Raw genomic sequence first — 26,916 nt, 5'->3', positions numbered from 1 at the left:
AGCTCGCACGCTCGCTCACCTGTGCTCCCCTCCGGTCCGGCCGCCCGGGGTGTCGCTGAGCGTGGGGTCGAGAGAGCCGAGCGCGGCGTCCGGGGAGCCGAGCTGCTCCCGGCCGGCCGGTCGGGGCATCTGCTCGACCTGCTCCGGCTCGATCCCGGTGGCGAAGCTGTCCTCGGCGAGGCTGCCGTCGGGCAGCAGCGCCGGCGCGGCCACCGAGGTGGCGCGGGCGTGGACACCCGGCCCGGGGAAGGTCTGCGGGCGGCCGGTGAGGAACCGGGCCCGCGACATCTCCTTCTGGGTCTGCCGGCTGCCCGGTTCCCGCTCGACGTGGGTGAGCAGCAGCGCACCGACCGCGGCGACGATGAGCAGCGCGCCGGTGACCTCGAAGGCCAGCAGGTAGCGGGTGTAGAGCAGCCCGGCGATCGCTTCCACGTTGCCCGATGCCGGGCCGCCCACCCCACCCTGCACCGCCTCGAGGCCGGCGACGGGCAGGTCCTGGGTGGCGCGGGCGATGCCGGCGCCGACCAGTGCGGCGAAGCCGGCCCCCAGCAGCAGCGCCGCGATCCGCTGCCCCCGCAACGTCTCGACCACCGAGTCGGAGGAGTCCCGCCCGACGAGCATGAGCACGAACAGAAAGAGGATCATGATCGCCCCGGTGTAGACGATCACCTGCACCACGCCGAGGAAGGGCGCCTCCTGGACGACGTAGAAGGCGCCCAGGGACAGCATGGTCAGCACCAGCCACAGCGCCGAGTGCACCGCGTTGCGGCTGAGCACCATGCCCAGCGCTCCGGCCAGGGCGAGCGGGCCGAGGACCCAGAAGACGACGGCCTCGCCGGTGCCGATGACGACGCCCGCGGTCTCCGGCGTCACGACCGGGCCTCCGGTTCGCGCACGTAGTAGTCCTTCTCGTCGTCCCCGAGCCGCATCGGGTGCGGGGTGGCCTCCATGCCGGGCAGCAGCGGGGCCATGAGCTGTTCCTTGGTGTAGATCAAGTCGCGCCGGTTGTCGTCGGCCAGCTCGAAGTCGTTGCTCATCGTCAGCGAGCGGGTCGGGCAGGCCTCGATGCACAACCCGCAGAAGATGCAGCGCAGGTAGTTGATCTGGTAGACCGCGCCGTACCGCTCACCGGGGCTGTACCGCTCGTCCTCGGTGTTGTCGCCGCCCTCGACGTAGATGGCGTCGGCCGGGCAGGCCCAGGCGCACAGCTCGCAGCCGACGCACTTCTCCAGCCCGTCGGGGTGCCGGTTGAGCACGTGCCGCCCGTGGTAGCGGGCCTTTGTCACCTTCGGCTCGAACGGGTACTGCTCGGTGGTCACCGTCCGGAACATCTGCGCGAAGGTGACGCCGAAGCCCTGGACCGCGGCGGGCATCAGGCGGTCGCGTACCGCCGGGCGCTTCCGGTCGCCCCCGGTGGAGGGTTCGACCTCCCCGCGGGAGCGGCGCACCACGTCCTGCTCGCCGGGCTTGCTCTGCTCAGGCATCGCCGTCCTCCTCGGATGTGGTGGCGCCGCGCCGTCCGGTGCCGACGACCGCTCCGGGGACCGGCTCCCCGCCGGTGCTCACCGGCTGCCGGCGCAGCCGCGGCGACGGCGGAACCGTCAGGTCCATCGGCGGAACCGGAAAACCGCCCTCGGCCCGGCTCGGGCCTCCGGTCGCCCGCCGGCGTGCACCGGCCGGTGGCAGGACCTCGGGCTGGATCTGCGTCGGGTGGTTGGAGCCGGCGGCCGCCTCGACGGCGTCCAGCCGGGTGTCGCGGTGGCTGGCCCGGCCGCCGAGCCAGAGGCCGACCAGCAGGACGAGCGCCACCGGCACACCCACGTAGAGGGCGACCTCACCGGCGGACAGGTCGGTCTCCCGGGACACGGTGCGCATCGTGGCGACGATGAGGATCCACACCAGCGAGACCGGGACCAGCACCTTCCAGCCGAAGCGCATGAACTGGTCGTACCGCAGCCGAGGCAGCGTGCCGCGCAGCCAGATGAAGACGAACAACGCGACGACGACCTTCAGGAAGAACCACAACAGCGGCCACCAGCCGGTGTTCGCGCCGTCCCAGATCGAGATCGGCCACGGCGCCCGCCAGCCGCCGAGGAAGAGCGTGGCGGCCAGGGCGGAGACGGTGACCATGTTGATGTACTCGGCCAGGAAGAACAGCGCGAACTTCAGCGACGAGTACTCGGTGTGGAAGCCCCCGACCAGCTCGCTCTCTGCCTCGGGCAGGTCGAACGGCGCACGGTTGGTCTCCCCCACGACGGCGATCGCGTAGATGACGAAGGAGACCGGGAGCAGGACCACGTACCAGCTGGGCCCGGTGAACTCCCAGCCGAAGAAGGAGACCTCGTTGCCGTCGGCCTGGGCGGCGACGATCTCCGACGTCGACATCGTCCCGGCGTAGAGGAAGACCGCGACCAGCGACAGCCCCATCGCAATCTCGTAGCTGATCATCTGGGCCGCGCTGCGCAGGCTGCCCAGCAGTGGGTACGTGGAACCGGACGCCCAGCCGCCCAGCACGATCCCGTAGATGCCCATCGCCGACATCGCCAGGATGACCAGCACGCCGATCGGTGCATCGGTGAGCTGCAGCGGCGTCTGCTGGCCGAAGATGCTGACGACCGGCCCCAGGGGGATGACGGAGAACGCGACGAACGCCGGGATGGTCGCGATGATCGGCGCCAGGAAGTACACCGGCTTGTCGGCCATCGCCGGCATGATGTCTTCCTTGAACGCCAGCTTCAGGCCGTCGGCGAGGCTCTGCAGGGAGCCGCGCGGGCCGACCCGGTTGGGGCCGATCCGCTGCTGCATGCGGGCGACGACCTTGCGTTCGAACACGATCGCGAACAGCGTCATCAGCACCAGCACGGCGAAGACACCGACGATCTTGATGAGGACGATCCACCAGACGTCGTGCCCGAAGTCCGCCAGCGTCGGCTGGTCGGCCGCGGCCCAGAGGTTCATCGCACGCCCTCTCCGACGACGGCTGCCGCGCGGACCAGCCGCACGACCGCCCCCGGCCCGGCACCCAGGTCGGTCCGGATCTCGCTGCCGGGCGAACGCATCGGCAGCCACACCACCTGCTCCGGCATCGCGGTGATCTCCACCGGCAGGCTGACCGAGCCGGTGGCCCCGCTGACCGTGAGCCGCTCGCCGTCGGCGAGCCCGAGCCGAGCGGCCGTCCCCGGGCCGATACGGACCACCGGACGCCGGGCGGTGCCGGCCAGCTCCGGCTCGTCGCGCTGCAGCGCGCCCACGTCGAGCAGCTGGCGCCAGGAGGCCAGGACCGCCTCGTCGTCGCGGAGCACCGGGGCGGCCGGCGGGGCGACGACGAGACCGGGCCGCTCCGACCGGCGGGCGCCGAGCGCGGACAGCGTGGCCCGCGCGGCCTCGTGGCCGGGCAGCCGCAGGTCGACGTCCATCTCGTCGGCCAGGCCGTGCAGCACCCGCCCGTCGGTCAGCCGCCCGGTGCCGTGCAGCGTCGCGTCGAAGCTCCGCAGCCGGCCCTCCCAGTCCAGGTAGCTGCCCGCCTTCTCGGGTGCGGCCGCCACCGGCAGCACGACATCGGCGCGCTCGGTCACCGCGCTGGGGAACATCTCCAGGCTGACGACGAACGCCGCCGCGTCCAGCGCCGCGAGGGCCAGCGCCGGGTCGGGCAGGTCCGCCGGGTCGACGCCGCCGATGAGCAATCCGGGCAGCCGGCCGCTGCGCGCCGCGGTGAGAATCCCGGTGGTGTCGCGGCCGGGGACCGCCGGGACGGCCGCGGGGTCGATGCCCCAGGCGGCGGCCACCTCGGCGCGGGCGTCGTCGTCCTCGACGCTCCGGCCGCCGGGGAGCAGGTTCGGCAGCGCACCGGCCTCGACGGCGCCGCGCTCGCCGGCCCGGCGGGGCACCCAGGCCAGCCGGGCGCCGGTCGCCCGGGACAGGTCCAGCAGGGCGGAGAACGCGCCGGGGACCTCGGCCAGCCGCTCGCCGGCGAGGACGACGGCGCCGGGCCGGCGGAGCGCCTCCACCGCGGGGCCGCCCCAGGTGCCCTCGGCGAGCGCGTGCAGCGACCGTGCCTCTGCGCCGGGGAGCGTGGTGAGCACCGTGGCCTGCAGCTTCTCCGCCGCGCGGGTGGCGAAGGGCGCCAGGTCGAAGACCGGCAGCTTGCTGGAGCGCACGGCGCGGCGCAGCCGCAGGAACAGGATCGGCGACTCCTCCTCCGGCTCCAGGCCGGCGAGCAGCACGGCGGGGGCGCTGCCCAGGTCGTCGTAGGTGACCGCGCCGGTGGCGGGTCCGGTGCCGGCGACGGCGGCCGCCAGGAACTCCAGTTCCTCGGCCGAGTGGGCCCGTGCTCGGGCGTCGACGTCGTTGGTCCCCAGGGCCACCCTCGCGAAGGATGCCCACGCGTAGGCGTCCTCGAAGGTGAGCCGGCCACCCGGTAGCACGCCGACGCCGCCCTCGGCACGGGCCCGGAGCAGGCCGGTGGCGGCCGCGGCCCACGCCTCGGGCCAGGACGCCGGCTGCAGGGTCCCGTCCGCCCCCCGCACCAGCGGAGTGGTCAGCCGCTCGTTCGAGGTGGCGTAGCGGAACGCGTAGCGGCCCTTGTCGCAGGTCCACTCCTCGTTGACCGCCGGGTCGTCGGCGGCCTGCCGACGGGTGACCTTGCCGCGCCGGTAGTCGGTGCGCATTGCGCAACCGGACGCGCAGTGCTCGCAGACGCTGGCCTCGCTGCGCAGGTCGAAGGGGCGCGCGCGGAAGCGGTACTGCGCGCTGGTGAGGGCGCCGACCGGGCAGATCTGGGTGGTGTTGCCGGAGAAGTAGGACTCGAACGGCTCGTCCTCGTAGATGGCGACCTGCTCCAGCGCCCCGCGCTCGAACAGCTCGATGAACGGGTCGCCGGCCACCTGCTGGGAGAAGCGCGTGCACCGGGCGCACAGGACGCACCGCTCGCGGTCGAGGAGGACCTGCGACGAGATGGGCAGCGGCTTGGGGTAGGTGCGCTTCTCGTCGACGAACCGGCTCTCGGTGCGGCCGTGGCCCATCGCCTGGTTCTGCAGGGGGCACTCGCCGCCCTTGTCGCAGGTGGGGCAGTCCAGCGGGTGGTTGATCAGCAGCAGCTCCATGGTGCCCTGCTGCGCTTTGTCGGCCACCGGGCTGGTGAGCTGCGTCCTGACCGCCATGCCGTCGGTGACGGGCATGGTGCAGGAAGCAACCGGCTTGCGCTGACCCTCCACCTCGACCAGACACTGCCGGCAGGCACCGACCGGCTCGAGCAGCGGGTGGTCGCAGAACCGCGGGATGAAGACGCCGACCTGTTCGGCCGCACGGATGATCAGCGTCCCCTTGGGCACCGCGACGTCGAAGCCGTCGATCGTGCAGTGGACGGCGTCCGGCGGGGTGTGCGGCCCCGGAGCGCCCGGCGGCACGGCCGGGGCCGGTGGCGGATTGGTCGGCGTGAGCGTCATGACGCCACTCCCACGGGCTCGATGTGGAGGGACCGGCCCAGGCGGGACTGCTCCTCGGGCGGCAGCAGGGCGACGTAGTCGTCCTTGAAGTACTTGAGCGAGCTGGTGATGCAGCTCGTGGCGCCGTCACCGAGGGCGCAGAACGACCGGCCCAGGATGTTGTCGCAGGTGTCGACCAGGATGTCGAGGTCCTGGGCGGTACCCCGGCCGTGCGCGATCCGCTCGAGGATCTGCACCAGCCAGTAGGTGCCCTCCCGGCAGGGGGTGCACTTGCCGCAGCTCTCGTGCGCGTAGAACTCGGTGAAGCGCAGAGTGGCCTCGACGATCGAGTCGGTCTCGTCGAACACCATCAGCGCGGTCGTACCGAGCATCGAGCCGGCCGCGGCCACCGAGTCGAAGTCCAGCGGGACGTCGAGGTGCTCGTCGGTGAAGTACGGCGTCGACGACCCGCCCGGGGTCCAGAACTTCAACTGGTGCCCGGGGCGGACACCACCGGCCATCTCGAGCAGCTCCCGCATCGTGGTGCCCATGGGTGCCTCGTACTGGCCGGGCCGCACCACGCGGCCCGACAGCGAGTAGATCTTCGGGCCGGGTGACTTCTCCGGTCCGAAGTCCTTGAACCACTGCGCTCCGCCGCGCACGACGAACGGGACGCTGGCCAGGGTCTCCACGTTGTTGATGACCGTCGGGGCTCCGTACAGCCCCGCGACCGCGGGGAACGGGGGCTTGAGCCGGGGTTGGCCGCGGTAGCCCTCCAGCGAGTCCAGCAGCGCGGTCTCCTCACCGCAGATGTAGGCGCCGGCACCCGCGTGCACGATCAGCTCGAGGTCGTAGCCCGAGCCGAGGATGTCGGTGCCGAGGTAGCCGGCGGCGTAGGCCTCCCCCACCGCGTTCATCAGCCGCCGGTGGGCGTGCACCGCCTCGCCGCGCACGTAGATCACCGCCAGGTGCGACCGGATGGCGTACGCCGAGATGATCACACCCTCGATGAGCGAGTGCGGGTCGGCCATCATCAGCGGGAGGTCCTTGCAGGTGCCCGGCTCGCCCTCGTCGGCATTGACGACGAGGTACTTGGGCATCGCCGCCGGGCCGGTGGGCTCCTCTCCCGGCTTGGGCTGCGGGATGAAGCTCCACTTCATCCCGGTGGGGAAGCCGGCGCCGCCGCGGCCGCGCAGCCCGGAGTCCTTGACCATGGTCACCAGCTCGCCCGGGGCCATGGAGAGCGCGGTGCGCAGCGCGGCGTAGCCGTCGAGCCGCTCGTAGGTGGACAGCCGCCACGACTGGTCGGCGGCCCAGCGGGTGGTGAGGACGGGGGTGAGGGGCATGACTCACTTCCTCCGCTTCGGGCCACGGCCCTCGATGGTCCTGGCGGAGCCGCCGGGTCCCTGACCACTCGTGCCGGGCTCCTGCCCGGCCGGGGTGTCGGTGCCTTTCCGGCCGTCGGGAAGCCGCCGGCCGGCGGGTTCCGGGGCGTCCGGGTGCGAACCGGCCGCGCCGGCCTTCTCCGCCGGGGTGTCCGCTGCGGCGACCCGCGCGTCGGCCGCCTCCTGGCCAGGGCTCTCCCCTGTCCCGCCGGAGGGCCGCACGGTCTCCCTCGGCTCACCGGCATCGGCGGGCTCGCGCTCCGGGCCGCGCATCGGCGGGGCGGACTCGCCGCGTTCGGCGGCCAGGCGCAACCCGCGCAGGGTGGGCTCGTAGTTGCCCGGTGCGTCCACGGCGGCCGCGGCAGCCGCGGCGTCGGGGTGCTGGGAGAAGCCGGCGAGCTGGCGGGAGATGCCCCGGAAGTCGGTGAGCGGTGCCCCGCGGGTCGGCGTCGGCTTCTCACCGCGGCGCAGGGCCGCGACCAGCTCGCGGGCGCTGTCGACGTCCTGCTGGTCGTAGAACTCGTAGTCCACGGTGACCACGGGCGCGTAGTCGCAGGCGGCCAGGCACTCGGCGTGCTCGAGGGTGATCGAGCCGTCGGCGGTGGTCTCGTCGTGGTGGACGCCGAGGTCGGCGCTGAGCGCGTCCATGATCCGCTGCCCGCCGAGCACGGCGCACAGCGTGTTGGTGCAGACGCTGACCAGGTGCCGGCCGGTGGGACGGCGCTTGTACATCGTGTAGAACGTCGCGACCGCGCCCACCTCGGCCTTGGTCAGACCGAGTTCCTCGGCGCACAGCGCGACGCCCTCCGGCGTGACGAAGCCCTGGTAGCTCTGCACCAGGTGCAGCATCGGCAGCAGGGCGGAGCGCGCCACCGGGTAGCGGCCGATGATCTCCCGCGCCTCCACCCGGGTCTGCTCGGTCAGCGGCGGCAGCTCGGCGAGGGCCGCGGCGTCGACCGGGCTCGAGTCCAGCCCGGTGATCGCCGTCCCCTCGGGGCTGCCTGGCAGTGCACTCATCGGTCCACTCCCCCCATCACCGGGTCGATCGAAGCGATCGCCGCGATGACGTCGGCGATCATGCCGCCCTCGCTCATCACCGCCGTGGCCTGCAGGTTGACGAAGCTGGGGTCGCGCACGTGCACGCGCCACGGCCGGGTGCTGCCATCGCTCACCACGTGGTAGCCGAGTTCTCCACGGGGCGACTCGATCGGCACGTACACCTGCCCGGCGGGCACCCGGAAGCCCTCGGTCACCAGCTTGAAATGGTGGATCAGGGCCTCCATCGACTGGCCCATGATGTGCCGCACGTGGTCCAGCGAGTTGCCCATGCCGTCCGGCCCCAGCGACAGCTGCGCCGGCCAGGCGATCTTCTTGTCCTCGACCATGACCGGGCCGGGCTCGAGCCGGTCGAGCGCCTGGGCGATGAGCTTGAGCGACTCGTTCACCTCTGCCATGCGCACCAGGTAGCGGCCCCAGGCGTCGCAGGTGTCGGCGGTCGGCACCTCGAAGTCGTAGGTCTCGTAGCCGAGGTAGGGCTCGACCTTGCGCAGGTCCCAGGCCAGGCCGGTGGCACGCAGGATCGGCCCGGTGACGCCGAGCGCGACGCAACCGGTCAGGTCGAGGTAGCCGGCGTCCTTGAGGCGGTTCTGCCAGATCGGCTGGCCGGTGAGCAGCCGGTGGAAGTCGGCCACCCGCTTCGGCATGACCTCGAGGAACTCGCGGATGTGCTCGACCGCCCCCTCGGGCAGGTCCTGCGCCAGGCCGCCGGGCCGGATGTAGGCGTGGTTCATCCGGAGGCCGGTGATCTCCTCGAGCAGGTCGAGGACCATCTCGCGCTCGCGGAAGCCGTTGGTCATGCCCGTGAGGGCACCCATCTCCATGCCGAACGTGGCGAGCGCGACCAGGTGGGAGGCGATCCGGTTGAGCTCCATGACCAGCACGCGGATGGTCGCGGCGCGCTGCGGGATCTGGACGCCGAGCAGCTTCTCGACCGCCATGCAGTAGCCGGCCTCGTTGAACAGCGGGGCCAGGTAGTCCATCCGCGTCACGAAGGTCGTGCCCTGCACCCAGTTGCGGTACTCGGTGTTCTTCTCGATGCCGGTGTGCAGGTAGCCGATGACCACCCGCGCCTTGGTGACCGTCTCGCCCTCGAGGTCGAGGACCAGTCGCAGCACGCCGTGGGTGGAGGGGTGCTGCGGGCCCATGTTGACGACGAGGCGCTCCTCGCCGTGCGGATCGGCCCCCAGCGTCAGGTCCCAGTCCCCGCCGGTCACGGTGTAGACGCGGCCCTCGGTTGTCTCGCGGGAGCCGGCGTAGGGGTCGTTCGGGTTGTACGTGGTGCTCATCTGCTCTCCCCGCTCACCGGTACGCCCGCCGCGTGTCCGGGGGCGGGATGGTGGCGTCGTGGTACTCGACGGGGATCCCGCCGAGCGGGTAGTCCTTGCGCTGCGGGAAGCCGTCCCAGTCGTCGGGCATGAGGATCCGCGTGAGCGCCGGGTGGCCGTCGAAGACGATGCCGAACATGTCCCAGGTCTCGCGCTCGTGCCAGTCCGCCGTCGGGTAGATCCCGGTCACCGACGGGACGTGCGGGTCCTCCGCGGTCACCGCCACCTCCAGCCGGACACGGCGCCGGTAGGTCATCGAGGTCAGGTGGTAGACGACGTGCAGCCGCGGGCGGCCGGGGTCGACGGCGGGGCCGCCGCTGTCGAGGTAGTCCACGCCGGAGACGCTGCTGCACAGCTCGAAGCGCAGCGCCTCGTCGTCGCGCAGCGCCTGCACCAGCGTCAGCAGGTGCTCGCGCGCCACGAAGTAGGTGATCTCGCCGCGGTCGACCAGCACCCGGGAGACGGCGGCCGCGTAGGTGGCCTCGCCCACCGCCTCGATCAGGGCGTCGGTGACCTCGTCGAAGTAACCCCCGTAGGGACGCTCGGTGGAGTGCAGCGCCACCGCACCGCCGGGCTCGACCCGGACCAGCCCACCGAAACCGGAGGTGTCGCCGCTACCGCTGACCCCGAACGCGCCTTTGCGGAAACCACCCGACGGCGCGGTGCTCGCGTCGTAGCCGGCCTCCTCGCGGCCGGGGACGACCGCGCCACCGTCATTGCTCATCGACCTACCTCCGGTGCGGAACCGGTGACCTTCGGCCCGCTCATCGCCGCCCACCCCGCTCGCCCGGCAGCAGCACCGCGTTGCCACCGCGCTGCTCGATCAGGAACTGGCCGGTGCGCCCTTCCGCGGCGGCGGCCTCGTAGGCGCGTCGGGCGCCCTTGTCGACGCGCACGGTCGACGGCATCTCCACGTGCAGGTCCTTCGCCGTCCCCTCGGCGCGCGCCTGCTCCAGCTGCCGTGCGCGCTTCTCGCCCAGCGGCTCGTGCTGGATCTTGTGGTGCAGCTTGAGGATCGCGTCCATGAGCATCTCCGGCCGCGGCGGGCAGCCGGGCAGGTACATGTCCACCGGGACGACGTGGTCGACGCCCTGGACGATCGCGTAGTTGTTGAACATGCCGCCGGAGCTGGCGCAGACGCCCATCGCGAGCACCCAGCGCGGCTCGGGCATCTGGTCGTAGATCTGCCGGAGGACCGGGGCCATCTTCTGGCTCACCCGCCCGGCGACGATCATCAGGTCGGCCTGGCGCGGCGAGGCCCGGAACACCTCCATGCCGAACCGGGCGAGGTCGTAGCGACCAGCGCCGGAGGCCATCATCTCGATCGCGCAGCAGGCCAGCCCGAACGTCGCGGGCCACAGCGACGACTTGCGGGTCCAGTTGACCAGCTTCTCGACGCTGGTCAGCAGCACCCCGCTGGGGATCTTCTCCTCGAGGCCCATGGTCAGACTCCCCTCAGTCCCACTCGAGCCCGCCGCGCCGCCACTCGTAGGCGAAGGCGAGGAAGACGGTGCCGATGAACACGACCATCGCGACCAGGCCCCACACGCCCAGCGCGTCGTTGGCGACGGCCCACGGGTAGAGGAAGACGATCTCGATGTCGAAGACGATGAACAACATCGCCGTCAGGTAGTACTTCACCGGGAAACGGCCGCCGGTGAGCGGCTGGTCCACCGGTTCGATGCCGCACTCGTAGGCCGCCAGCTTGGCCCGGTTGTACCGGCGCGGTCCGACGTAGGGGGCGACGGCGACGGAGAACAACGCGAACCCCGCGGCGAGCACGAAAAGCCCGACGATCGGGACGTAGGTCGAGAGCATCAGCTGCACCCTAGGGTGATGGGGGTCACGGACAGGTGATGGGACGTGCACCGAGCGTGCGTGTCGTGTCGTCGACTCGTCGTCATGTCGGCCACCTCACGTCGCCGGCGTCAGGCGCAGGAGGACGGCGAGGGCACGGTCGACCGCATCGCCGTCGCGACCGTCGCTGAGATTGCCCATCAGCCGCAGGGCGGCATCGGCACGTGCCGGGCGGCGCAGGCCCCGTGCGGTCGCCAGCCGGACGACAGCCGGCCGGGCCAGCAGAGCCAGCAGACCGAGGCCGAGCCGGTGATGACGCCCCAGCTCGGCGCGCAGCCGCTCGGGGTAGCGCTGCAGCAGCGCCTCCCGGCGCGCCCCCTCCGGGACCGCCAGGGCGGCAGCGACGGCCTCGGCCGCCATGCGACCGCTCTCGATCGCATAGCTGATCCCCTCACCGTTGCAGGGGTTCACCGTCCCCGCGGCGTCACCGGCCAGCAGCAGGCCGCGGGTGTAGGCCGGGCCACGGCTCAGCGCCATGGGGAGGCCCGCGCCGCGCAGCGGGCTCACCGCGTCGTCCTCGCCCAGCCCGTCCTCGGCCGGGAAGGTGTCCAGCCAGCGCCGGAGGATCGCCTTCCGGTCGGCGCCGGTGCCACGGCGGGTGTCGAGCAGGCCGTACCCGACGTTCGCCGTCCCGTCGCCCATGCCGAAGATCCAGCCGTAGCCGGGCATGCAGTCACGGGTGGGACCGTCGGCGGTCAGGTCGAAGGCGATGTCGAGGTAGTCGTCGTCACTGCGCCGGCTGCGGACGTACCGGCGGACGGCGACGCCCAGCGGCCGGTCGGTGCGGCGCAGCAGGCCCAGGCTCTTGGCCAGCCGGCCGGAGAGACCTTCGGCCGAGACGACCAGCCGTGCCTGCCAGACGACCGGCTGGCGGTCGTCACCGACCTCACCGCGGACCCCGACCACGCGTCCGGCGTCGTCCAGCAGCGGCTCGGTGACGGTGGCGCCGGTGATCAACCGCGCGCCGGCGGCCTCGGCGTGGCCGGCCAGCTGGGCGTCGAGCTCCCGGCGGGTGCGGACCAGCCCGTGGTCGGGCCAGGAGTCCAGCCGCGGCCAGTCCACCTCGGCCACCCGACCGCCACCGTGCACCCGCAGGCCGCGCCGGCGCACCCACCCGGAGGACGAGGTGTCGATCCCCATGTCGTGGAGCGCCTTCACCCCGCGCGGGGTCAGCCCGTCCCCGCAGACCTTCTCCCGGGGGAACTCGGCCTTCTCGAGCACCGCGACGTCCAGCCCGCTGTGCGCGAGGTGCCAGGCGGCGCTGGACCCGGCTGGGCCGGCCCCGACCACGACGACGTCGGCCCGGTGTTCGACGCTCGGCTGCGTCATGCCCGCCACCTCCGGTCCGCCCTCGAGTCCGGTCGCTTGTGAAAACGTTCACAAACCCGTGGTCCCGAGTCTAGGCCGCCCTGTGATCTAGCCGACAGTCCCCCCTCGGCGCAGCGCGTCGGCGACCTCGCCGTCGGTGGTCTCGGCGAAGTCGGCGTACGCCTGGCCGACGGACCGGAAGTCCCCCGGCACCACGGGGCAGACCAGGGCGTCGACCACCGCGGCGAGCTCGGCGACGACCTCCGGCGGGCCGACCGGGACGGCGACCGTCAGGCGGGCCGGCCGGCTCGCCATGACCGCGTGGACGGCGACCCGCATGGTGGCACCGGTCGCGAGACCGTCGTCCACGAGCACGACGTGCCGCCCGGCCGGTGCCGGTGCCGGCCGGGCGCCGCGGTAGGCGGCCGTGCGGCGACGCAGCTCGGCCGTCTCGCGGTCGCGTACGGCGTCGATGTCGGCCTCGTCCGGTTCGAGGCGGTCGAGGACGCGGCGGACCCACACCGTCTCGACGGCGTTCCCGACGGCCGCGATCGCGCCCATCGCCAGCTCCGGGTGCCCCGGCACCCCCAGTTTGCGGACGACGAGCACGTCCAGCTCCGCGCCGAGGGTCGCGGCCACCTCTGCGGCGACGACGACCCCGCCGCGCGGGAGACCCAGCACCAGGGTGCCGCCGTCCGCCCGTCCGGCGAGCGCGCCCGCGAGCACGCGCCCGGCGTCGTGCCGATCGGCGTATCGGGCGCGCTGCACGACGCCGCTACACCACCGGCACCGGGTCCGATTCCGGACGCGGTGTACCCGGGTCGTCGGGATCGGGCTTCGGAATGGGGTCCGGCAGTGGCGGCACCGGATCCGTCGGCGAGGAGTCGGGATCCTGGGGCTGCGGCGAGGCTGGTGTCGTCATGCGTCGACGTTAGCCTCCAGACGGCGCTGGAGCCCTGCCCTCACCGCCGGCCACTCCTCGATCAGGATGCTGAAGACGACCGAGTCGCGGAAAGTGCCGTCCTCCCGCTTCATGTCCCGCCGGATCAGGCCCTCCCGCTGCGCCCCCAGCTTGGCGATGGCGGCCTGCGACCGGGTGTTGAGGGCATCGGTCTGGATCTTCACCCGGCCGTACCCGCACTCCTCGAAGCAGTGGGCCAGCAGGAGCAGCTTGGTCTCCGGATTGACTCGCGTCCCCCACCACGGTCGGCCGTAGAGCGTCGAGCCGAGGTGGATCCGCTCGTCGTGCAGGTCCGCCTCGGCCAGCGCCGACGTGCCGACCAGCGTGCCGGCCGGGCCGAGCTCGGTGTCGGCCACGAGTCGGACCGCATAGGTCGTGCGACCGCCACCCCCTCGGCCGTCGGGGAAGCCCGGCCGCAGGAACCGCTCACGCGCCAGTGCGACACCATCCTCGGCCGACGCCGGCTGACGGTGCATCACGTACCCGCTCCGGTAGATCTCCGGATCGGCCAGCAGCGACGACAGCTCGGCCAGGTCGGCCACGGTCAGCACGTCCAGTCGGACGAACTGTCCGATCAGGGGCTCCCCCGTCGGCAGCACGGTCTGGCTCATGCGCGTGATCCTTCCTGCTTGGCCGACGCAGGTGCCGCCGGCCCCGTCAGAACGGCGGCGGTTCCTCCGGTACGTCTGGCCTGAGTTCGGTCACTGGCTCGTGGATCGGCGAGCGGCAGCGCGCTGACCGGCGGTGATGTGCTGCGGTAGGGGCGTTTTCACGCACTAAGCGGTTTGCCTAGGGTCGCGGATGTGGCGTTCATCCGGCGGGTGCGGACCGCTTCTGGAGCGACGGCGGTGCAGATCGCGCAGTACGTCGGCGGGCGGCAGCGGATCGTGAAGCATGTCGGTTCCGCGCACACCGAGGCGGAGCTGGGAGTGCTGCTGCAGCGCGCCCGTGAGCTGCTGGAAGATCCCGCCCAGGGCGTTCTCGACATCGGCGTCGAGCCCACACCGCCGGTAGCGTCGCTGGTCCGCCCTTCCCGCGGGCCCGGGTTGTTCGACGCGCCGCAGACAGCTCCGGGTCGCGGCCGGGATGGCCCCGGCCGGGTCGTGTCGACCGATTCACGGGCGCTGTTCGAGGCCCTGGCCGGGGTGTTCACCAGCCTGGGCTTCGACGCGGTCGGCGACGAGGTGTTCCGGGACCTGGTGATCGCCCGGCTGGTGGAGCCGACCTCGATCCTGGACACCGGCAGGGTGCTCGCCGAGCTGGGGCGCAAGCCGGCGAGTGAGAAGACGATGCGCCGCACCCTGACCCGCGCGCACCAGGACACCTACCGCGACAGGGTCGCCGCCCTGTGCTTCGACCACGCGTCGAGCAGAGGAGACGTCTCCCTGGTGCTCTACGACGTGACCACGTTGTACTTCGAGGCCGAAAAGGAAGACGACCTACGCAAGGTCGGCTACTCCAAGGAACGCCGGGTCGACCCACAGATCGTCGTCGGCCTGCTCGTCGACCGTGGCGGGTTCCCGCTGGAGATCGGCTGCTTCGAAGGAAGCAAGGCCGAAACGGCCACCACCGTCCCGATCGTCAAGCAGTTCCAGAACCGTCACGGCCTGGCCGACATGGTCATCGTCGCCGACGCCGGCATGCTCTCGGCGAAGAACCTGCGCGAGCTGGACGAGGCGAACCTGCGCTTCATCGTTGGGTCCCGGGTGACCAAGGCCCCGATCGACCTGGAATCCCACTTCCGCTGGCACGGAGACGCGTTCACCGACGGACAGGTCATCGACACCCTCACCCCCCGAACCGGACCCAACCACGAGAACGACCCGGCCCTGAAGGCCGAACCGCTCTGAGAACCCGGTCAGCACCCGGGCTCGTGGCGGGCAGTGTGGGCATACTCGGCCAAGCGCGCCGCCCGGGACAACAGGACCCTGACCGCTCAGGAGAACCGCGCCCGGGACGTGGTGGCCGGCGAGAAGGCCGCCCGCACCCCCAGGTTCGTCACGATCAAGGGCGACGCCCGCACCCTGGACGACAAAGCCCTCGCACGGGCTCGCCGGCTCGTCGGCCTCAAGGGGTACGTCACCAACATCCCCGTCTCCGTCATGCCCCCGGGCGAGGTCATCAGCTCCTACCACGACCTGTGGCACGTGGAGCGGTCCTTCCGGATGAGCAAGACCGACCTGGCCGCCCGGCCCATGTTCGTGCGCACCCGCGATGCGATCGAGGCGCACCTGACCATCGTGTTCACCGCCCTGGCCGTCGCCCGCACCGTGCAGAACCGCAGCGGCCTGGCGGTCCGCAACGTGATCCGTCAGCTCCGGCCGCTGCGCTCAGCGATCATCGCCATCAACGGCACCACCGTCACGCTGCCGCCCCAGATCGACCCCGCCCGCCAGACCATCATCGACGCCCTCGCCGGCTCGGAATCTCACGCACTAACGAAATGACCGAACTCAGGTCTGACGGTGGAGGGGGTGCCGGCAGGGCCGGTTGGTCGGCGAGGTCGCGAAGAGCCGGTTAGCGTCCGAGCGTGAGCAGGCCGGACGACCCAGAGGGCTAGGAGTCGGTCTGGGCTCGCCTTGAGCGCGAGGATCGCGAGGACGCAAAGCGGGCGAGAGGCCCGCTGGTGCTCATCTGGACGGGATTCTCGCTCCTTGCCATCCCGAACCACGCGCACGGACTCGGCCAGCCACTGCCGGGTCCGGCCTTCTGGGTCGTCATCTGCCTCGTCCTGGGCCTCGGGATCGCTGGACTGGCTTGGTACTGGTCGAGCCGTCGCAAACCGTGACCCCGAGGTGGTCTGCAGTCACTTCAGTTGACCAGTACGACTACCCCCTTGGGTGCCCCTGAAGCCACCTTCGGGGCGAGCCTTAGCGGAGCGGCACGCTGGCAGCGGGCTAGCAATTCACCCGAGTTATGGTGCTTCTTCAAGTCAAGTGGCCGCGCTTCGCGCGGCCAGCGGCCCCACCAGCTGGCGAGCCTCAGCTGACGACTTGTGACCACCCTTTTCGAGCATGGCGCTAACCCACGGTGAGCCGTGGCCGTCGACGCTCTTGTCGAAGCTCTCCATTTCTCCTACGGGGACGAGCAGCAGTCGCATAGACGCTAACCGGTCGAGAAGGTCTTTGCCGGCGCTATAGACAGTGCCAGCCTTGAGTCCACTCAGGCCTTGCGTCTTCAGCGAGGGCCATGCGGAGGTTTGATTCGCCCAGCCTGCCACTGCAAGATATAGGCGGTCCAGATCTTGGTCCCACACACCGTTTACGGACACCAGTGCAGCCTTCAATTGATCGCGATCATTCAGTAGATCAAAGTCGGCTATCACGTACGCAGAAACGCCAAGTCTACTTAGCGCACCCGCAAGAACGGGTGCCCGCTGCTTACCACCGCTGGGAACGAACAGGGTGGCATCCGCCAGTGAGCGACTACCGCTCTCTGTGGCGAGCGCATCCAGCACGGCGCCATAGAAGCGACAGTCGGCGTCCGCCTCGCATACCACCACTTGCTCGTGAAAAAGTCCCTGCAGGACATTTGAGTACCTCAGGACGGGGTCGGCCCAAATGTCGGAAAGTTCCGCCTCGGACAGTTCGTGAAGTGACGTCCGGTCGCTGTTTCGACTGATGCGAATCATCTTCACGGGCGCCTCCGCGTCCAAGAGGCCTAGGACAAGGTCGCGATCATGCGTGGCAAGGATTATCTGTCGATCCTGCGCTTGCGCCTCGGTGGCGAGCCAGCGTCCTAGCGCGCGCGCCTGTGCAGGGTGCAGGAAGGCCTCCGGCTCGTCAACGAGCAGCACTTGGGCGCCACCCGCGACGACATACAGCGCTAAGCCCATGAAGGCTCTCATGCCGTCCCCCTGGTGCTCCAAGCTGGCGAGTCGGCGTACGGCGTCCGCGTACTGCAAAGTCGGCCGATTCAATGGGGGTGCGGGCAGCCCCGGGTCGCCCACCCGAAGGCGAACATCTCCATTTACCCGATCAAGGGTCAGTGGCTGACCGAAGACCTCACGTGAGAGAACCGACAACCTCTCTTCGAGATCTCCGTCCCGAAATAGAGCACCCAGCGGCGATGCGGCTGGACCCATGCCGGGAGTTCCCATGCCGCCTGTGGCATAGCCAACAAGGGCACCCGCTGTGGCGTGCCAGTAGAAGAAGGTTGCGGCGTGACTTAAGAGTCCATCACTAGCTCCGCGTATCCATGTATTGAATTGCTCAAGGGTTAGCTGGTTTCCACCATGCGTCGGAGTGTAGCTAGGGGGATATCCCGGAGGAGCTGGCTGGCGCACCGCTGTTGTCTCCAGCCATTCTTCGGATTGTGAAAGGTCACCGGTGAGTGCCGCCGCGATCGCCGTGACGGCGACCGGTCGCGCGCTCCGGTCGCTGATGATTTGGACAATGTCGCGCAAAGCTTGGGATTTGCCCGCGTTGTTGCCACCGACGATGCAGGTCACCCCCACGCTGGGGACCGTTACTTGGTCACCGCCGTTGGATGCCAACGCGGACAGTCGGTAGCGAAGCGTCATGACCTAACTACTACCGTCGCTCGCGCGGTGATGCGACCTAGGGGTGTGCCTGGCAGTTGGTGAGGTTCTCGCACCCGGTGCGCCCACCGCAGTCGTAGGGCACCACGTGGTGGGCGTCGGTGCGCCCGGCCGGCTGGGCGCAGCCCGGGTGCCGGCAGGTGCGGTCCCGTAGCCGGAGGAACCGCTCCTGCGCCGCGGACGGGTCGTGCCCCGCGCAGCACCGTGCCCCACTCGGCGATCCGCCTGGCTTCCTCCGACGCGTGGGGTGGGCGTAGCCGGGTGGCAGCGACCGGTCCCCGCGGATCACCCGCGCCGGACGGGTCACTTCTTGCGGCTGCGGTGGAGCGCGACGATCCCGCCGGTGAGGTTCTGCCAGGCGACGTCGGACCAGCCGGCGTCCTGGATCCGACCTGCGAGCGAAGCCTGGTCGGGCCACGCGCGGATCGACTCCGCCAGGTACACGTAGGCCTCGGGGTTGCTGCTCACCGCACGGGCGATCCGCGGCAGCGCCTTCATCAGGTACTCGGTGTAGACGGTGCGGAACGGCGCCCAGGTGGGGCTGGAGAACTCGCAGACGATCAGCGTGCCACCCGGCTTCGTGACCCGGGAGAACTCGCGCAGCGCGGCGTCGGGGTCGGCCACGTTGCGCAGGCCGAAGGAGATGACGACGCCGTCGACGCTCTCGTCGGCCAACGGCAGCGCCATCGCGTCGCCGGCCACCTTGGGCACCGTGCGGGCCGCCCCGGCGCGCAGCATCCCCTGGGAGAAGTCGCAGGCGATCGCCGCCACGCCCCCGGCGGCCAGCTCCACGGTGGAGACCGCAGTCCCGGCGGCGACGTCGAGCACCGTCTGCCCCGGGCGGGCACCGAGTGCTTCGCGGGTGGCCCGCCGCCAGGAGGCGTCCAGACCGCCCGACAGCACCGTGTTGGTGACGTCGTAGCGCTTCGCGACGCGGTCGAACATGGCCGCGACCTCGGCCGGTCGCTTGTCCAGCCCGGCCCGCAGTGGAAGGACCCCCTTCTCCCCGTCCCTCCCAGGCTCGGGGCGGGACCCGGAAGGGGGCCTGAGCGGGGTCTCTCGCCGGTCTGCCACGGCAGCGACGCTACAAGGCCTCCTACTCTGGAGACGTGACCATGGCGGCCCTGACCTCCCCGGCAGCGGCCGCACGCGTCGTCACCACGGTCCGGCACGACCCCGCCGGCGATCTGCTGGACCTGCTGCCCGCTACCGGCGGCCTGTCCTGGGTGCGCCGTGGCGAGGGCCTGGTCGGCTGGGGCGAGGCGGGCCGCCTGGAGGTCTCCGGGCCGTCGGCACTCGCCGACGCAGCGCGCTGGTGGGACGAGTACACGGCCGGCCTGGACGTCGCCGACGAGCTCGGGGTACCGGGCTCGGGCCCGGTGCTGTTCGCCAGCATCGCCTTCGACCCCGTCGCCGGGACGTCGGTCTTCGTCGTCCCCGAGGTCGTCGTCGGGCGGCGGGACGGCGTCGGCTGGGTGACCGCCCTGGGAACGGCGCCGGTGCTCCCGGAGCCGCTCGCGCACGACGACGGTCCCGCGCCCCGGCTGCGCTACGCCGACGGCGCGCTGGACCCGGCGAGCTGGTGCGCCGCCGTCGCCGCCGCGGTGACCCGGATCGACGCCGGCGAGCTGGCCAAGGTGGTGCTCGCCCGCGACCTGCTGGTCTCCTCCGACGTGCCGCTGGACCCGCGCCGCATGCTGCGCCGGCTGGCCGCGCGGTTCCCCGACTGCTGGACCTTCGCCGTCGACGGGCTGCTCGGCGCCACCCCGGAGCTCCTGCTCCGCCGCACCGGCCGGCAGCTGTCGGCCCGGGTGCTGGCCGGCACCGCCCCGCGTGGCGCCGGCGCCGAGGACGACCGGCTGGCCCGGGCGCTGCTCACCTCCGCCAAGGACCGCGCCGAGCACGCCCTCGCCGTCGACTCGCTGGTGCAGGCGCTGGAGCCCTACTGCGACGGCCTCGACGCGCCCGCCGAGCCCCAGCTGCTGACGCTGGCGAACGTGCGGCACCTGGCCACCGACGTCGTCGGCACCCAGGCCCGCACCGGCCGCGCCGCGAGCGCCGGGCTGCTCGATCTGGTGGGCGCGGTGCACCCGACGGCCGCCGTGTGCGGCACGCCGACGCCGGACGCCGCCGCGCTGATCGGCGAGCTCGAGGGCATGGACCGCGGCCGGTACGCCGGACCGGTCGGCTGGCTGGACGCGGCCGGTGACGGCGAGTTCGGGCTCGCGCTGCGCTGCGCGGAGCTCGTCGGCGACGACGGCGCCCGGCTGTTCGCCGGATGCGGGATCGTCGCCGGCTCCGATCCGGCCGCGGAGCTGGCCGAGACCCAGTCGAAGTTCGCCGCGTTCCAGGCGGCCCTCGAGGGCTGATGCACGGCGCTCAGCGACGTACCGAACGCCAGGCGGTCGGCACCTCGCCGCCATAGAGCAGGACGAGCGGGCGCAGCGGCCTGGACGCGAGGCTCCGCCCAGGATGCAGCTGAGAATCGACGAGCACGAGGACGGTCCACACCAGGGCGATCACCCCGAGGACGGGGAGCGCCAGCCACGGGTTGCCGGTCCGCCACGAGGTCCGGCCGGTCAGCAGGGCGAGGACCACGCCGGCGGCGCAACTGCCGTACATCAGGCCCACGAGTGTCAGGTATGCAACCGCGACGGGCCGGCTGAGGCGCGGCGGCCGGCCGATTCGGAATTCGTCCACCACGGGTCAGGACGCTGGCCCCGGACACCGGACGACGGCAACCCGGCCGGGCCGTGCACCACCCGTCCGGGTCCTCGCATCGTGCGGTGGCGCGGTCAGGAGGCCGACCTCAACCGGAGGCGAGTTCGGCAGCAAGGGGTGAAACGGGCGAGAAGCAACCCACCGCCCACGGATGCCCGCTCGACCGGGACAGCGGCCCGGTTGTTCGTTGCCGGCCCGCTCTGGCGAGAGGTCAGGCCGGTCCACCGGATGTGGAGCCGCGTCCTGGCCCGGCTCCACATCCGGTAGTCCGGCTCAACCCGCCCAGGCGTCGTCTCGAGCGGGCGCTTCACAGCGGAGAGACCGGCGCCAGCCTGCGGATCAGGGCCACCGCAGGCCCAGGGCGGCCGCTCCGGGAGCATGTTCCGGGTTGAGAATTACCCACCGGATCGCCCCTTGCTGCCGAACCTAACCGGCGGCGAGAGCGCCGATCGCGGCGTCGCGGATCCGGCCGGCCAGTGCCGCCTCGGCGCGCTGGTCGGTGCCGACCACCACGACCCGCGGCCCACCGAGGGCGAGCGCGGCCGGCAGCTCGTCGGCCGCCGTGACCCGGGACGCCGCCCAGCCGAGCGACTGCGCCACGGCCACCAGGTCCCGCCCGTGCGGGGTGCCGAAGACCCGCCGGTAGTCCGCGGCGTAGCGGTCCTGACCCGGCTCGAGCTGGGCGAAGATCCCGCCGCCGTCGTTGTCGGGCACGACGACGGTGAGGTCCGGCTGCGCCTCCCCGGCACCGAGCAGCAGACCGGTGAGGTCGTGCAGGAGCGTCAGGTCGCCCATCAGCGCGAACGCCGGCCCCTCGTGCACCAGGGCCGCACCGACCGCCGTCGAGATCGTGCCGTCGATGCCCGCCACTCCCCGGTTGGCCAGCACCGCCACGTCGCCGCGCGGCACGGCCAGCCGGTCGACGTCGCGCACCGGCGTGGACGAGCCGAGCACGAACAGTGCCCCGGTGGGCAGGGCGGCCACCACGTCACGGGCCAGCCGGGCGGCGGTCAGCACGGGCGCGCTGTCGAGCAGCGCGTCGACCGCCGAGCCGACCGCCGTGGACGCCGCCCACCAGGCCCCGGCCCATCCAGGGTCCGGCTCAGCCGCCGCGGGAAGCCCCAGCGAGACGAGCCCGCTGCTGCGGACGGCGTCGGCCCACCGGGGCGAGGCGGCCACGGTCTCCACGCGCACCGCGGGGTGGGCGAGCAGCGCGTTGACCGGCCGGGACAGCGTCGGGCGGCCCACCACCAGCACCCGCTCGGGCCGGTGCGCGCCCAGCCAGTCCGGGGCCCCGAGCAGGAGCACCCCGCCGCGGAGGGCGGCCGACCAGGCGCCGCTGGAGGGCTCGGCGACCACGGGCCAGCCCGCCGCGGTGGCGAGCTCCGCGGCTGCCCGGCCGAGCGCGGGAGGCGCGTCACCGGCCACCACCAGCGTGCGCGGTACACCGGCGGAGCCGGGCGTCGGTGTAGGAGGGCGCACGGCCGCGGTCCACGGCCCGCCGTCCGCCCGCCCGGTCCAGGGGCCGGCGAGCCCCGCCTCGTCGTCGGGCAGCAGCGGTTCGCGCAGCGCGAGGTTCAGCTGGACGGGGCCCGGGTCCCCGGACAGCGCCCCGGTGGCCAGGGTGAGCGCCTTGGCGACCAGCGAACGCCAGTACCGGTTCTGCTCGGCCGGGCGCCCGGTCTCGGGGACGCCGACGTCGGCCGCCCAGCGCACCGCGGCGCCGTAGAGGCCGGCCTGCTCGATCGTCTGGTTGGCGCCGGTGGCGCGCAGTTCGGGGGGCCGGTCGGCGGTGAGCGCCAGCAGCGGCACCCCGCTCGCGTCGGCCTCCAGGACGGCCGCGTGCAGGTGGGCGGTCGCCGTGCCCGAGGTGGTGAGCACGGGCACCGGCCGGCCCGACGCCTTCGCCAGCCCGAGCGCGAGGAAGGCCGCGGTGCGCTCGTCGATCCGCACGTGGAGCCGCAGCCGGCCGTCGCGCTCGGCGGCGGCCAGGGCCAGCGCGACCGGCGCGGACCGGGAGCCGGGCGAGAGGACGGCGTCGGTGACCCCGCCGCGGACCAGCTCGTCCACCAGCACCCGCGCGAAGGCGGTGGCGGGGTTCACGCGCTGAGCACCTCGTCGATCCGGGTCCGCCACCGGGCGGCGGTCTGCTCGCCGGCGGTCACCGCGGCGATCCGGTCGGGGTCGGGCCGGCCGACCGGCAGCGCGCCGTCGACCGGCAGCAGCGGGGCGCTGCTCACGTCGTGGGTGAACAACGCCACGGTGGCCAGGCCACAGGCGAACGGCAGCTCGGGCAGCGCGGCGGCCAGCGCGACGCCGGCGGCGATGCCGACCGAGGACTCCAGCGCCGAGGAGACGACGCAGGGCAGGCCGTGCGCCTCGGCGACCCGCAGCGCCGCACGCACCCCGCCCAGCGGCTGCACCTTGAGGACGACGACGTCGCAGGCCTCGCGCAGGTCCACCCGCAGCGGGTCGTGCGAGCGGCGCACCACCTCGTCGGCCGCGATCCGCACGTCGACCCGCCGCCGCAGCGCGACCAGCTCGCCGAGGGTCGCGCACGGCTGCTCGACGTACTCCAGGCCGAACCGGTCCAGCTCCCCGATGCGGGTGGCCGCCGTGTCGACGTCCCAGGCGGCGTTGGCGTCCACGCGGATCGCGCCCGACGGACCCAGCGCGTCGCGCACCGCCTCCACGCGGGCCAGGTCGTCGGCCGGCGACTGGCCGGGCTCGGCGACCTTCACCTTCGCCGTCCGGCAGCCCGAGGCGGCGACGATCGCATGTGCCCGCTCGGGGCCCACGGCGGGCACGGTCACGTTGACCGGCACGCGGTCGCGCACCGGCGCGGGCCAGCCGTCGACGGCGGACTCCACCGCCGCCGCCCACCAGCGGCGGCTCTCCGCCGCGTCGTAGTCCCAGAACGGGGAGAACTCGCCCCAGCCCGCCGGGCCGCGCAGCAGCACCCCGTCGCGGACGTCGATGCCCCGGAAGCGGGCCCGCAACGGCACCTCGTAGACCGCGAGCTCGCTGATCCCCGCCGGCAGGGCGGCGGCGGGGGCGGCGGTCACGGTGATCAGCCTAGGTGAAGGACCCCGCTGCCCTCCGCCGCTCGCACGCTCGCGACAGGCCCCTGCAGCAGGGCCGACGTAGGCTGGCGCGCCGTGGCCCGGTACCTCACCCTCGTGCCCGCGGCCGAGCTCGCCGACGACGACGTCCACGCCGCACTCGACGGCGTGCGGCCCCTCGCCGTCCTCCCCTCCGGCCCCGCGGCCGTGGCCGGCACCGCCCGCGCCGCGCTCCGGCCGGGCGAGCCGCTGGAACCGGGCGCCGACCTGGTCGTCGTCACCTCCGGTTCCACGGGCGGCGGCCACGGCGTGCTGCTGTCGGCCGGAGCCCTGCGCGCCTCGGCGACCGCGACGCACCACCACCTCGGCGGCCCCGGCAGCTGGCTGCTCGCGCTGCCGGTGTCCGCGATCGCCGGCCTCCAGGTGGTGTGCCGCAGCGCGGTCGCCGGCCGGCCGGTCACCCGGCTGGCGACGGACGGCACCCTGACCGAGGCAGTGGCGCGCATGCCGGCCGGCGACCGCCGCTACACCGCGATGGTGCCCACGCAGCTGCGCCGCTACCTCGGCGTGGAGCCCGAGGCGCTGTGCGCCTTCGACGCGATCCTCGTCGGGGGTGCGGCGACCGACCCGGCGCTGCTGGCCCGCGCCCGCGCCGAGGGGGTCGCCGTCGTGACCACCTACGGGATGACCGAGACCGCAGGTGGCTGCGTCTACGACGGCCGGCCGCTGGAGGGCGTGGGCGTCCGGGTGGGGAAGGACGGCCCCGCAGGACCCGGCGGTGGGGAGCCCGCAGGACCCGGCGGTGGGGAGCCCGCAGGACCCGGCGGTGGGGAGCCCGCAGGACCCGGCGGTGGGGAGATCGAGCTCTCCGGACCGACGCTGGCGCTGGGCTACCGCGGCGATCCGGTCGCCACCGCGGCGGCGTTCGCCGACGGCTGGTTCCGGACCCGGGACGCCGGCGCGCTCGACGCCGACGGCCGGCTCACCGTGTACGGCCGGCTCGACGACGTCGTGATCAGCGGCGGGGTGAACGTGGCTCCCGCCGCCGTCGAGGCCGCGCTCCGCGAGCACCCCGACGTGTCCGACGCCGTGGTCTTCGGCCGCCCCGACGCCGAGTGGGGGCAGCGCGTCGTGGCCGCCGTCGTCCCGGCACCCGGGGCGACGCCGCGGCTCGCCGTCCTCCGCCCGTGGGTCACCGAACGCCTGGGTGCGCCGGCCGCGCCCCGGGAGCTGCACACGGTCCCCGCCGTCCCGACCCTGCACACCGGCAAGCCCGATCGCCGCGCGGTCGCCGCATCGATCTCCCCGGGAGCCTCCTGACCATGGCCACCCCCGCCCAGTGGCTGGCCGGCGCCCGCCCGCGCACGCTCCCCGCCGCCCTGGCGCCGGTGCTCGTGGGCACCGGTGCGGCCGTCGCGCTCGACGGCTTCCGGCTGGTTCCCGCGCTGCTGGCCCTGCTCGTCGCGCTGGCGCTGCAGGTGGCGGTGAACTACGCCAACGACCACTCCGACGGCAAGCGCGGCACCGACGCCGACCGGGTCGGCCCGATGCGGCTGGTCGGCTCCGGCGCCGCTCCCCCGCGGCAGGTGCTCGTCGCCGCGCTCGCGTCCTTCGCCGTCGCCGGGGTGGCCGGGCTGGCGCTGGCCGCGCTGTCCAGCTGGTGGCTGGTCGCCGTCGGGGCGGTCTGCATGGCCGCGGCGTGGACCTACACCGGCGGGCCGCTCCCCTACGGCTACCGGGCACTCGGCGAGGTCTTCGTCTTCGTCTTCTTCGGCCCGGTGGCCGTCGTCGGGACGACGTTCGTGCAGACCGGCACCCTGCCGGGCCTGGCGTTCGCGGTCTCGGTGCCGATCGGGCTGCTCATCGTGGCGATCCTGGTCGTGAACAACCTGCGCGACATCGAGGGCGACGGCCGGGTGGGCAAGCGCACGCTGGCCGTGCTGCTGGGCGACCGCGCCACCCGGGTGGCGTTCGCGGCGCTGCTGGCGGTGCCCTTCCTGGTGATCGCGGCGGTCGGCGTCTCCCGGCCGTGGGCGCTGCTGGGCCTGGCCGCGGCGCCGCTGGCACTGGCGCCGGTCCGGACCGTGCTCTCCGGCGGCCGCGGCCCGGCGCTGATCGGGGTGCTGGCGTCCACCGGCCTGCTGACGCTGGTCAGCGGCGTACTGCTCGGCCTGGGGCTGGCGTTGAGCTGAGCGCGGCTACGGCGTCGCGTCGCCGCTGAGCCGGTTGCGCAGGTCCTCCTTCGCGGCGCGGCGCGCCGTGCTCCGGGCGGCGAGCGCCTCGGTCAGCCGGTCGCGCGAGGGCCGCAGCAGCAGGTAGGACACGGGGATCGACAGCAGCAGTCCGAAGAGCAGCCCCGGGAACCCGGGGAGGCCGGCCCACCACAGGATGAGGACCAGCGCGGCCGCGATCGCGAACCGGCCGACCGTGTAGATCACCACCCAGGGAGCGATCCGGGGCGGCGTCGGTGCGCCGCCCGCAGGTCCCACCGGTGCTCCGGCGGCGGTCTGGTCCTGCTCAGCCATGACGGCCCTCCCACTTGGTCGAGAGAACGACCGTCGTCCTCGTGCGTGCAACCCCTCTGATCCGGTTCAACGCGTCGATGGTGCGTTCCAGTGCCGGGATGTCGGTCACCCGCACCTTGAGCACGTAGCCCTCGCTCCCGGCCACCCGCCAGCAGTCCTCGACGACGGGCAGCGCCCGCAGCTCCTCCTGGACGTCGGGATCGTCGACCGCGTCGCTCTCGATGACGCTCACCAGAGCGGTGACCATCAGCCCCACCGCCGCCGGGTCGACGACGGCGCGGTAGCCGGTGATGACCCCCGCCGCCTCCAGCTTCCCGACACGCTCGTGGACGGCGGGTGAGGAGAGACCGACCTGCCGGGCGAGCTCGGCGTAGCTGGCGCGGCCGTTGGCGCGCAGCAGGTCGATCAGCTGCCGGTCCACGGCGTCGATGGGAGTTCTCCGTCCTGTCCCCGAGGGGGGCTCGTCCGACCCTCGGCACCGAGTATCGCCGCGGACGTACGCTGGTGGCCGACGAGGGGGTGGGCGCGTGGTGTTCCTGGTGGTGCTCGTGATGGCGGTCGTGGTGGTGGCCCTGGTGGTCCGCGCCGCGGCGAACTCCGGGCCGGAGGGGCGCACCCGCCCCGACCGGCGCCCGCAGCGGCCGCGTGGACCGGTGCGCTTCGTCGCGCCCGACGACGACCCGGAGTTCCTCCGGGAGCTCGAGCGCCGGGCTCGGCGGGACGACGGGTCCCCCGCCTGACGCCGGTCTG

24 protein-coding genes and 1 pseudogene are annotated in these 26,916 nt (G+C 72.9%); 5 read left to right on the top strand and 20 right to left on the bottom strand.

Features of this window, described 5'->3' with window-relative positions; all coding sequences use genetic code 11:
* Positions 1 to 15: 15 nt before the first annotated feature.
* The 13 genes from QOZ86_RS04365 to QOZ86_RS04305 all read right to left on the bottom strand — a co-directional run bounded on the left by QOZ86_RS04365 (position 16) and on the right by QOZ86_RS04305 (position 13,929).
* Positions 16 to 873, bottom strand: coding sequence for an NADH-quinone oxidoreductase subunit J (locus tag QOZ86_RS04365; RefSeq protein WP_284490724.1), 858 nt, complete (start codon positions 871 to 873; stop codon positions 16 to 18).
* Positions 870 to 1,484: an NADH-quinone oxidoreductase subunit NuoI gene (nuoI, locus tag QOZ86_RS04360; protein ID WP_284490723.1), complete on the bottom strand. Its 615-nt coding sequence runs from the start codon at positions 1,482 to 1,484 to the stop codon at positions 870 to 872. The genes QOZ86_RS04365 and nuoI overlap by 4 nt, the downstream gene beginning before the upstream one ends.
* A complete protein-coding gene (gene nuoH, locus QOZ86_RS04355) occupies positions 1,477 to 2,958 on the bottom strand; it encodes an NADH-quinone oxidoreductase subunit NuoH (protein WP_284490722.1) in 1,482 nt (493 codons plus the stop codon). Before nuoH ends, nuoI begins: the two co-directional genes overlap by 8 nt.
* Complete coding sequence (locus QOZ86_RS04350) at positions 2,955 to 5,444, bottom strand: NADH-quinone oxidoreductase subunit G (RefSeq protein WP_284490721.1); 2,490 nt, start codon at positions 5,442 to 5,444, stop codon at positions 2,955 to 2,957. Before QOZ86_RS04350 ends, nuoH begins: the two co-directional genes overlap by 4 nt.
* Complete coding sequence (gene nuoF, locus QOZ86_RS04345) at positions 5,441 to 6,769, bottom strand: NADH-quinone oxidoreductase subunit NuoF (RefSeq protein ID WP_284490720.1); 1,329 nt, start codon at positions 6,767 to 6,769, stop codon at positions 5,441 to 5,443. The genes QOZ86_RS04350 and nuoF overlap by 4 nt, the downstream gene beginning before the upstream one ends.
* 3 nt (positions 6,770 to 6,772) lie before the next feature.
* Positions 6,773 to 7,825: an NADH-quinone oxidoreductase subunit NuoE gene (gene nuoE / locus QOZ86_RS04340; RefSeq protein WP_284490719.1), complete on the bottom strand. Its 1,053-nt coding sequence runs from the start codon at positions 7,823 to 7,825 to the stop codon at positions 6,773 to 6,775.
* Positions 7,822 to 9,153: an NADH-quinone oxidoreductase subunit D gene (locus QOZ86_RS04335; protein WP_284490718.1), complete on the bottom strand. Its 1,332-nt coding sequence runs from the start codon at positions 9,151 to 9,153 to the stop codon at positions 7,822 to 7,824. The genes nuoE and QOZ86_RS04335 overlap by 4 nt, the downstream gene beginning before the upstream one ends.
* A gap of 13 nt (positions 9,154 to 9,166) precedes the next feature.
* Positions 9,167 to 9,916, bottom strand: a complete 750-nt coding sequence (locus tag QOZ86_RS04330) for an NADH-quinone oxidoreductase subunit C (RefSeq protein ID WP_284490717.1) — start codon at positions 9,914 to 9,916, stop codon at positions 9,167 to 9,169.
* Between the two features lie 40 nt (positions 9,917 to 9,956).
* Positions 9,957 to 10,634 (bottom strand): NuoB/complex I 20 kDa subunit family protein, encoded by a 678-nt coding sequence (locus tag QOZ86_RS04325; RefSeq protein WP_431521197.1) that lies wholly within the window; start codon positions 10,632 to 10,634, stop codon positions 9,957 to 9,959.
* Positions 10,635 to 10,647: 13 nt separating this feature from the next.
* The gene (locus QOZ86_RS04320) at positions 10,648 to 11,010 is read right to left on the bottom strand and encodes an NADH-quinone oxidoreductase subunit A (protein WP_284490716.1); all 363 of its coding nucleotides are present in this window, start codon (positions 11,008 to 11,010) and stop codon (positions 10,648 to 10,650) included.
* A 96-nt stretch (positions 11,011 to 11,106) separates the two neighbouring features.
* Positions 11,107 to 12,378, bottom strand: coding sequence for a geranylgeranyl reductase family protein (locus tag QOZ86_RS04315; protein ID WP_284490715.1), 1,272 nt, complete (start codon positions 12,376 to 12,378; stop codon positions 11,107 to 11,109).
* A gap of 87 nt (positions 12,379 to 12,465) precedes the next feature.
* Positions 12,466 to 13,125: a phosphoribosyltransferase gene (locus QOZ86_RS04310; protein ID WP_284490714.1), complete on the bottom strand. Its 660-nt coding sequence runs from the start codon at positions 13,123 to 13,125 to the stop codon at positions 12,466 to 12,468.
* Positions 13,126 to 13,275: 150 nt separating this feature from the next.
* The gene (locus QOZ86_RS04305; RefSeq protein WP_284490713.1) at positions 13,276 to 13,929 is read right to left on the bottom strand and encodes a GNAT family N-acetyltransferase; all 654 of its coding nucleotides are present in this window, start codon (positions 13,927 to 13,929) and stop codon (positions 13,276 to 13,278) included.
* A gap of 192 nt (positions 13,930 to 14,121) precedes the next feature.
* Here QOZ86_RS04305 and QOZ86_RS04300 point away from each other — a divergent pair.
* Positions 14,122 to 15,765, top strand: a pseudogene (locus QOZ86_RS04300) (IS1634 family transposase).
* Positions 15,766 to 16,250: 485 nt separating this feature from the next.
* Here QOZ86_RS04300 and QOZ86_RS04295 read toward each other — a convergent pair.
* Positions 16,251 to 17,840 (bottom strand): ATP-dependent nuclease, encoded by a 1,590-nt coding sequence (locus QOZ86_RS04295; protein ID WP_284490712.1) that lies wholly within the window; start codon positions 17,838 to 17,840, stop codon positions 16,251 to 16,253.
* 321 nt (positions 17,841 to 18,161) lie between these two features.
* Positions 18,162 to 18,833, bottom strand: coding sequence for a demethylmenaquinone methyltransferase (locus tag QOZ86_RS04290; RefSeq protein ID WP_284490761.1), 672 nt, complete (start codon positions 18,831 to 18,833; stop codon positions 18,162 to 18,164).
* Positions 18,834 to 18,973: 140 nt separating this feature from the next.
* Here QOZ86_RS04290 and QOZ86_RS04285 point away from each other — a divergent pair, with 140 nt between their 5' ends.
* Entirely contained in the window at positions 18,974 to 20,227 is a 1,254-nt protein-coding gene (locus tag QOZ86_RS04285; protein ID WP_284490760.1) for an isochorismate synthase, read from the top strand.
* Between the two features lie 10 nt (positions 20,228 to 20,237).
* Here QOZ86_RS04285 and QOZ86_RS04280 read toward each other — a convergent pair whose 3' ends face one another.
* The 3 genes from QOZ86_RS04280 to QOZ86_RS04270 all read right to left on the bottom strand — a co-directional run bounded on the left by QOZ86_RS04280 (position 20,238) and on the right by QOZ86_RS04270 (position 23,644).
* The gene (locus QOZ86_RS04280; RefSeq protein ID WP_284490711.1) at positions 20,238 to 20,558 is read right to left on the bottom strand and encodes a hypothetical protein; all 321 of its coding nucleotides are present in this window, start codon (positions 20,556 to 20,558) and stop codon (positions 20,238 to 20,240) included.
* 447 nt (positions 20,559 to 21,005) lie between these two features.
* The gene (gene menD / locus QOZ86_RS04275) at positions 21,006 to 22,682 is read right to left on the bottom strand and encodes a 2-succinyl-5-enolpyruvyl-6-hydroxy-3-cyclohexene-1-carboxylic-acid synthase (protein ID WP_284490710.1); all 1,677 of its coding nucleotides are present in this window, start codon (positions 22,680 to 22,682) and stop codon (positions 21,006 to 21,008) included.
* On the bottom strand, positions 22,679 to 23,644 hold the full coding sequence (locus tag QOZ86_RS04270; RefSeq protein ID WP_284490709.1) for an o-succinylbenzoate synthase: 966 nt from the start codon (positions 23,642 to 23,644) through the stop codon (positions 22,679 to 22,681). Before QOZ86_RS04270 ends, menD begins: the two co-directional genes overlap by 4 nt.
* Positions 23,645 to 23,737: 93 nt before the next feature.
* On the opposite strand from QOZ86_RS04270, the gene QOZ86_RS04265 reads away from it, so the two are divergent.
* Together QOZ86_RS04265 and QOZ86_RS04260 are read left to right on the top strand one after the other, a co-directional pair.
* Positions 23,738 to 24,961: an AMP-binding enzyme gene (locus tag QOZ86_RS04265; RefSeq protein WP_284490708.1), complete on the top strand. Its 1,224-nt coding sequence runs from the start codon at positions 23,738 to 23,740 to the stop codon at positions 24,959 to 24,961.
* 2 nt (positions 24,962 to 24,963) lie between these two features.
* Positions 24,964 to 25,833 (top strand): 1,4-dihydroxy-2-naphthoate polyprenyltransferase, encoded by an 870-nt coding sequence (locus QOZ86_RS04260; protein ID WP_284490707.1) that lies wholly within the window; start codon positions 24,964 to 24,966, stop codon positions 25,831 to 25,833.
* Positions 25,834 to 25,839: 6 nt separating this feature from the next.
* Here QOZ86_RS04260 and QOZ86_RS04255 read toward each other — a convergent pair whose 3' ends face one another.
* Positions 25,840 to 26,166: a DUF4229 domain-containing protein gene (locus tag QOZ86_RS04255; protein ID WP_284490706.1), complete on the bottom strand. Its 327-nt coding sequence runs from the start codon at positions 26,164 to 26,166 to the stop codon at positions 25,840 to 25,842.
* A complete protein-coding gene (locus tag QOZ86_RS04250) occupies positions 26,159 to 26,587 on the bottom strand; it encodes an Lrp/AsnC family transcriptional regulator (protein ID WP_284490705.1) in 429 nt (142 codons plus the stop codon). The genes QOZ86_RS04255 and QOZ86_RS04250 overlap by 8 nt, the downstream gene beginning before the upstream one ends.
* Before the next feature lie 106 nt (positions 26,588 to 26,693).
* Here QOZ86_RS04250 and QOZ86_RS04245 point away from each other — a divergent pair, with 106 nt between their 5' ends.
* Positions 26,694 to 26,906 (top strand): hypothetical protein, encoded by a 213-nt coding sequence (locus QOZ86_RS04245; protein WP_284490704.1) that lies wholly within the window; start codon positions 26,694 to 26,696, stop codon positions 26,904 to 26,906.
* The last annotated feature ends 10 nt before the right edge of the window (positions 26,907 to 26,916 follow it).

Source organism: Blastococcus capsensis, from assembly GCF_030165005.1.
Classification (GTDB): Bacteria; Actinomycetota; Actinomycetes; order Mycobacteriales; family Geodermatophilaceae; genus Blastococcus; species Blastococcus capsensis.
This window is presented reverse-complemented; position numbering and strand designations above follow the sequence as displayed.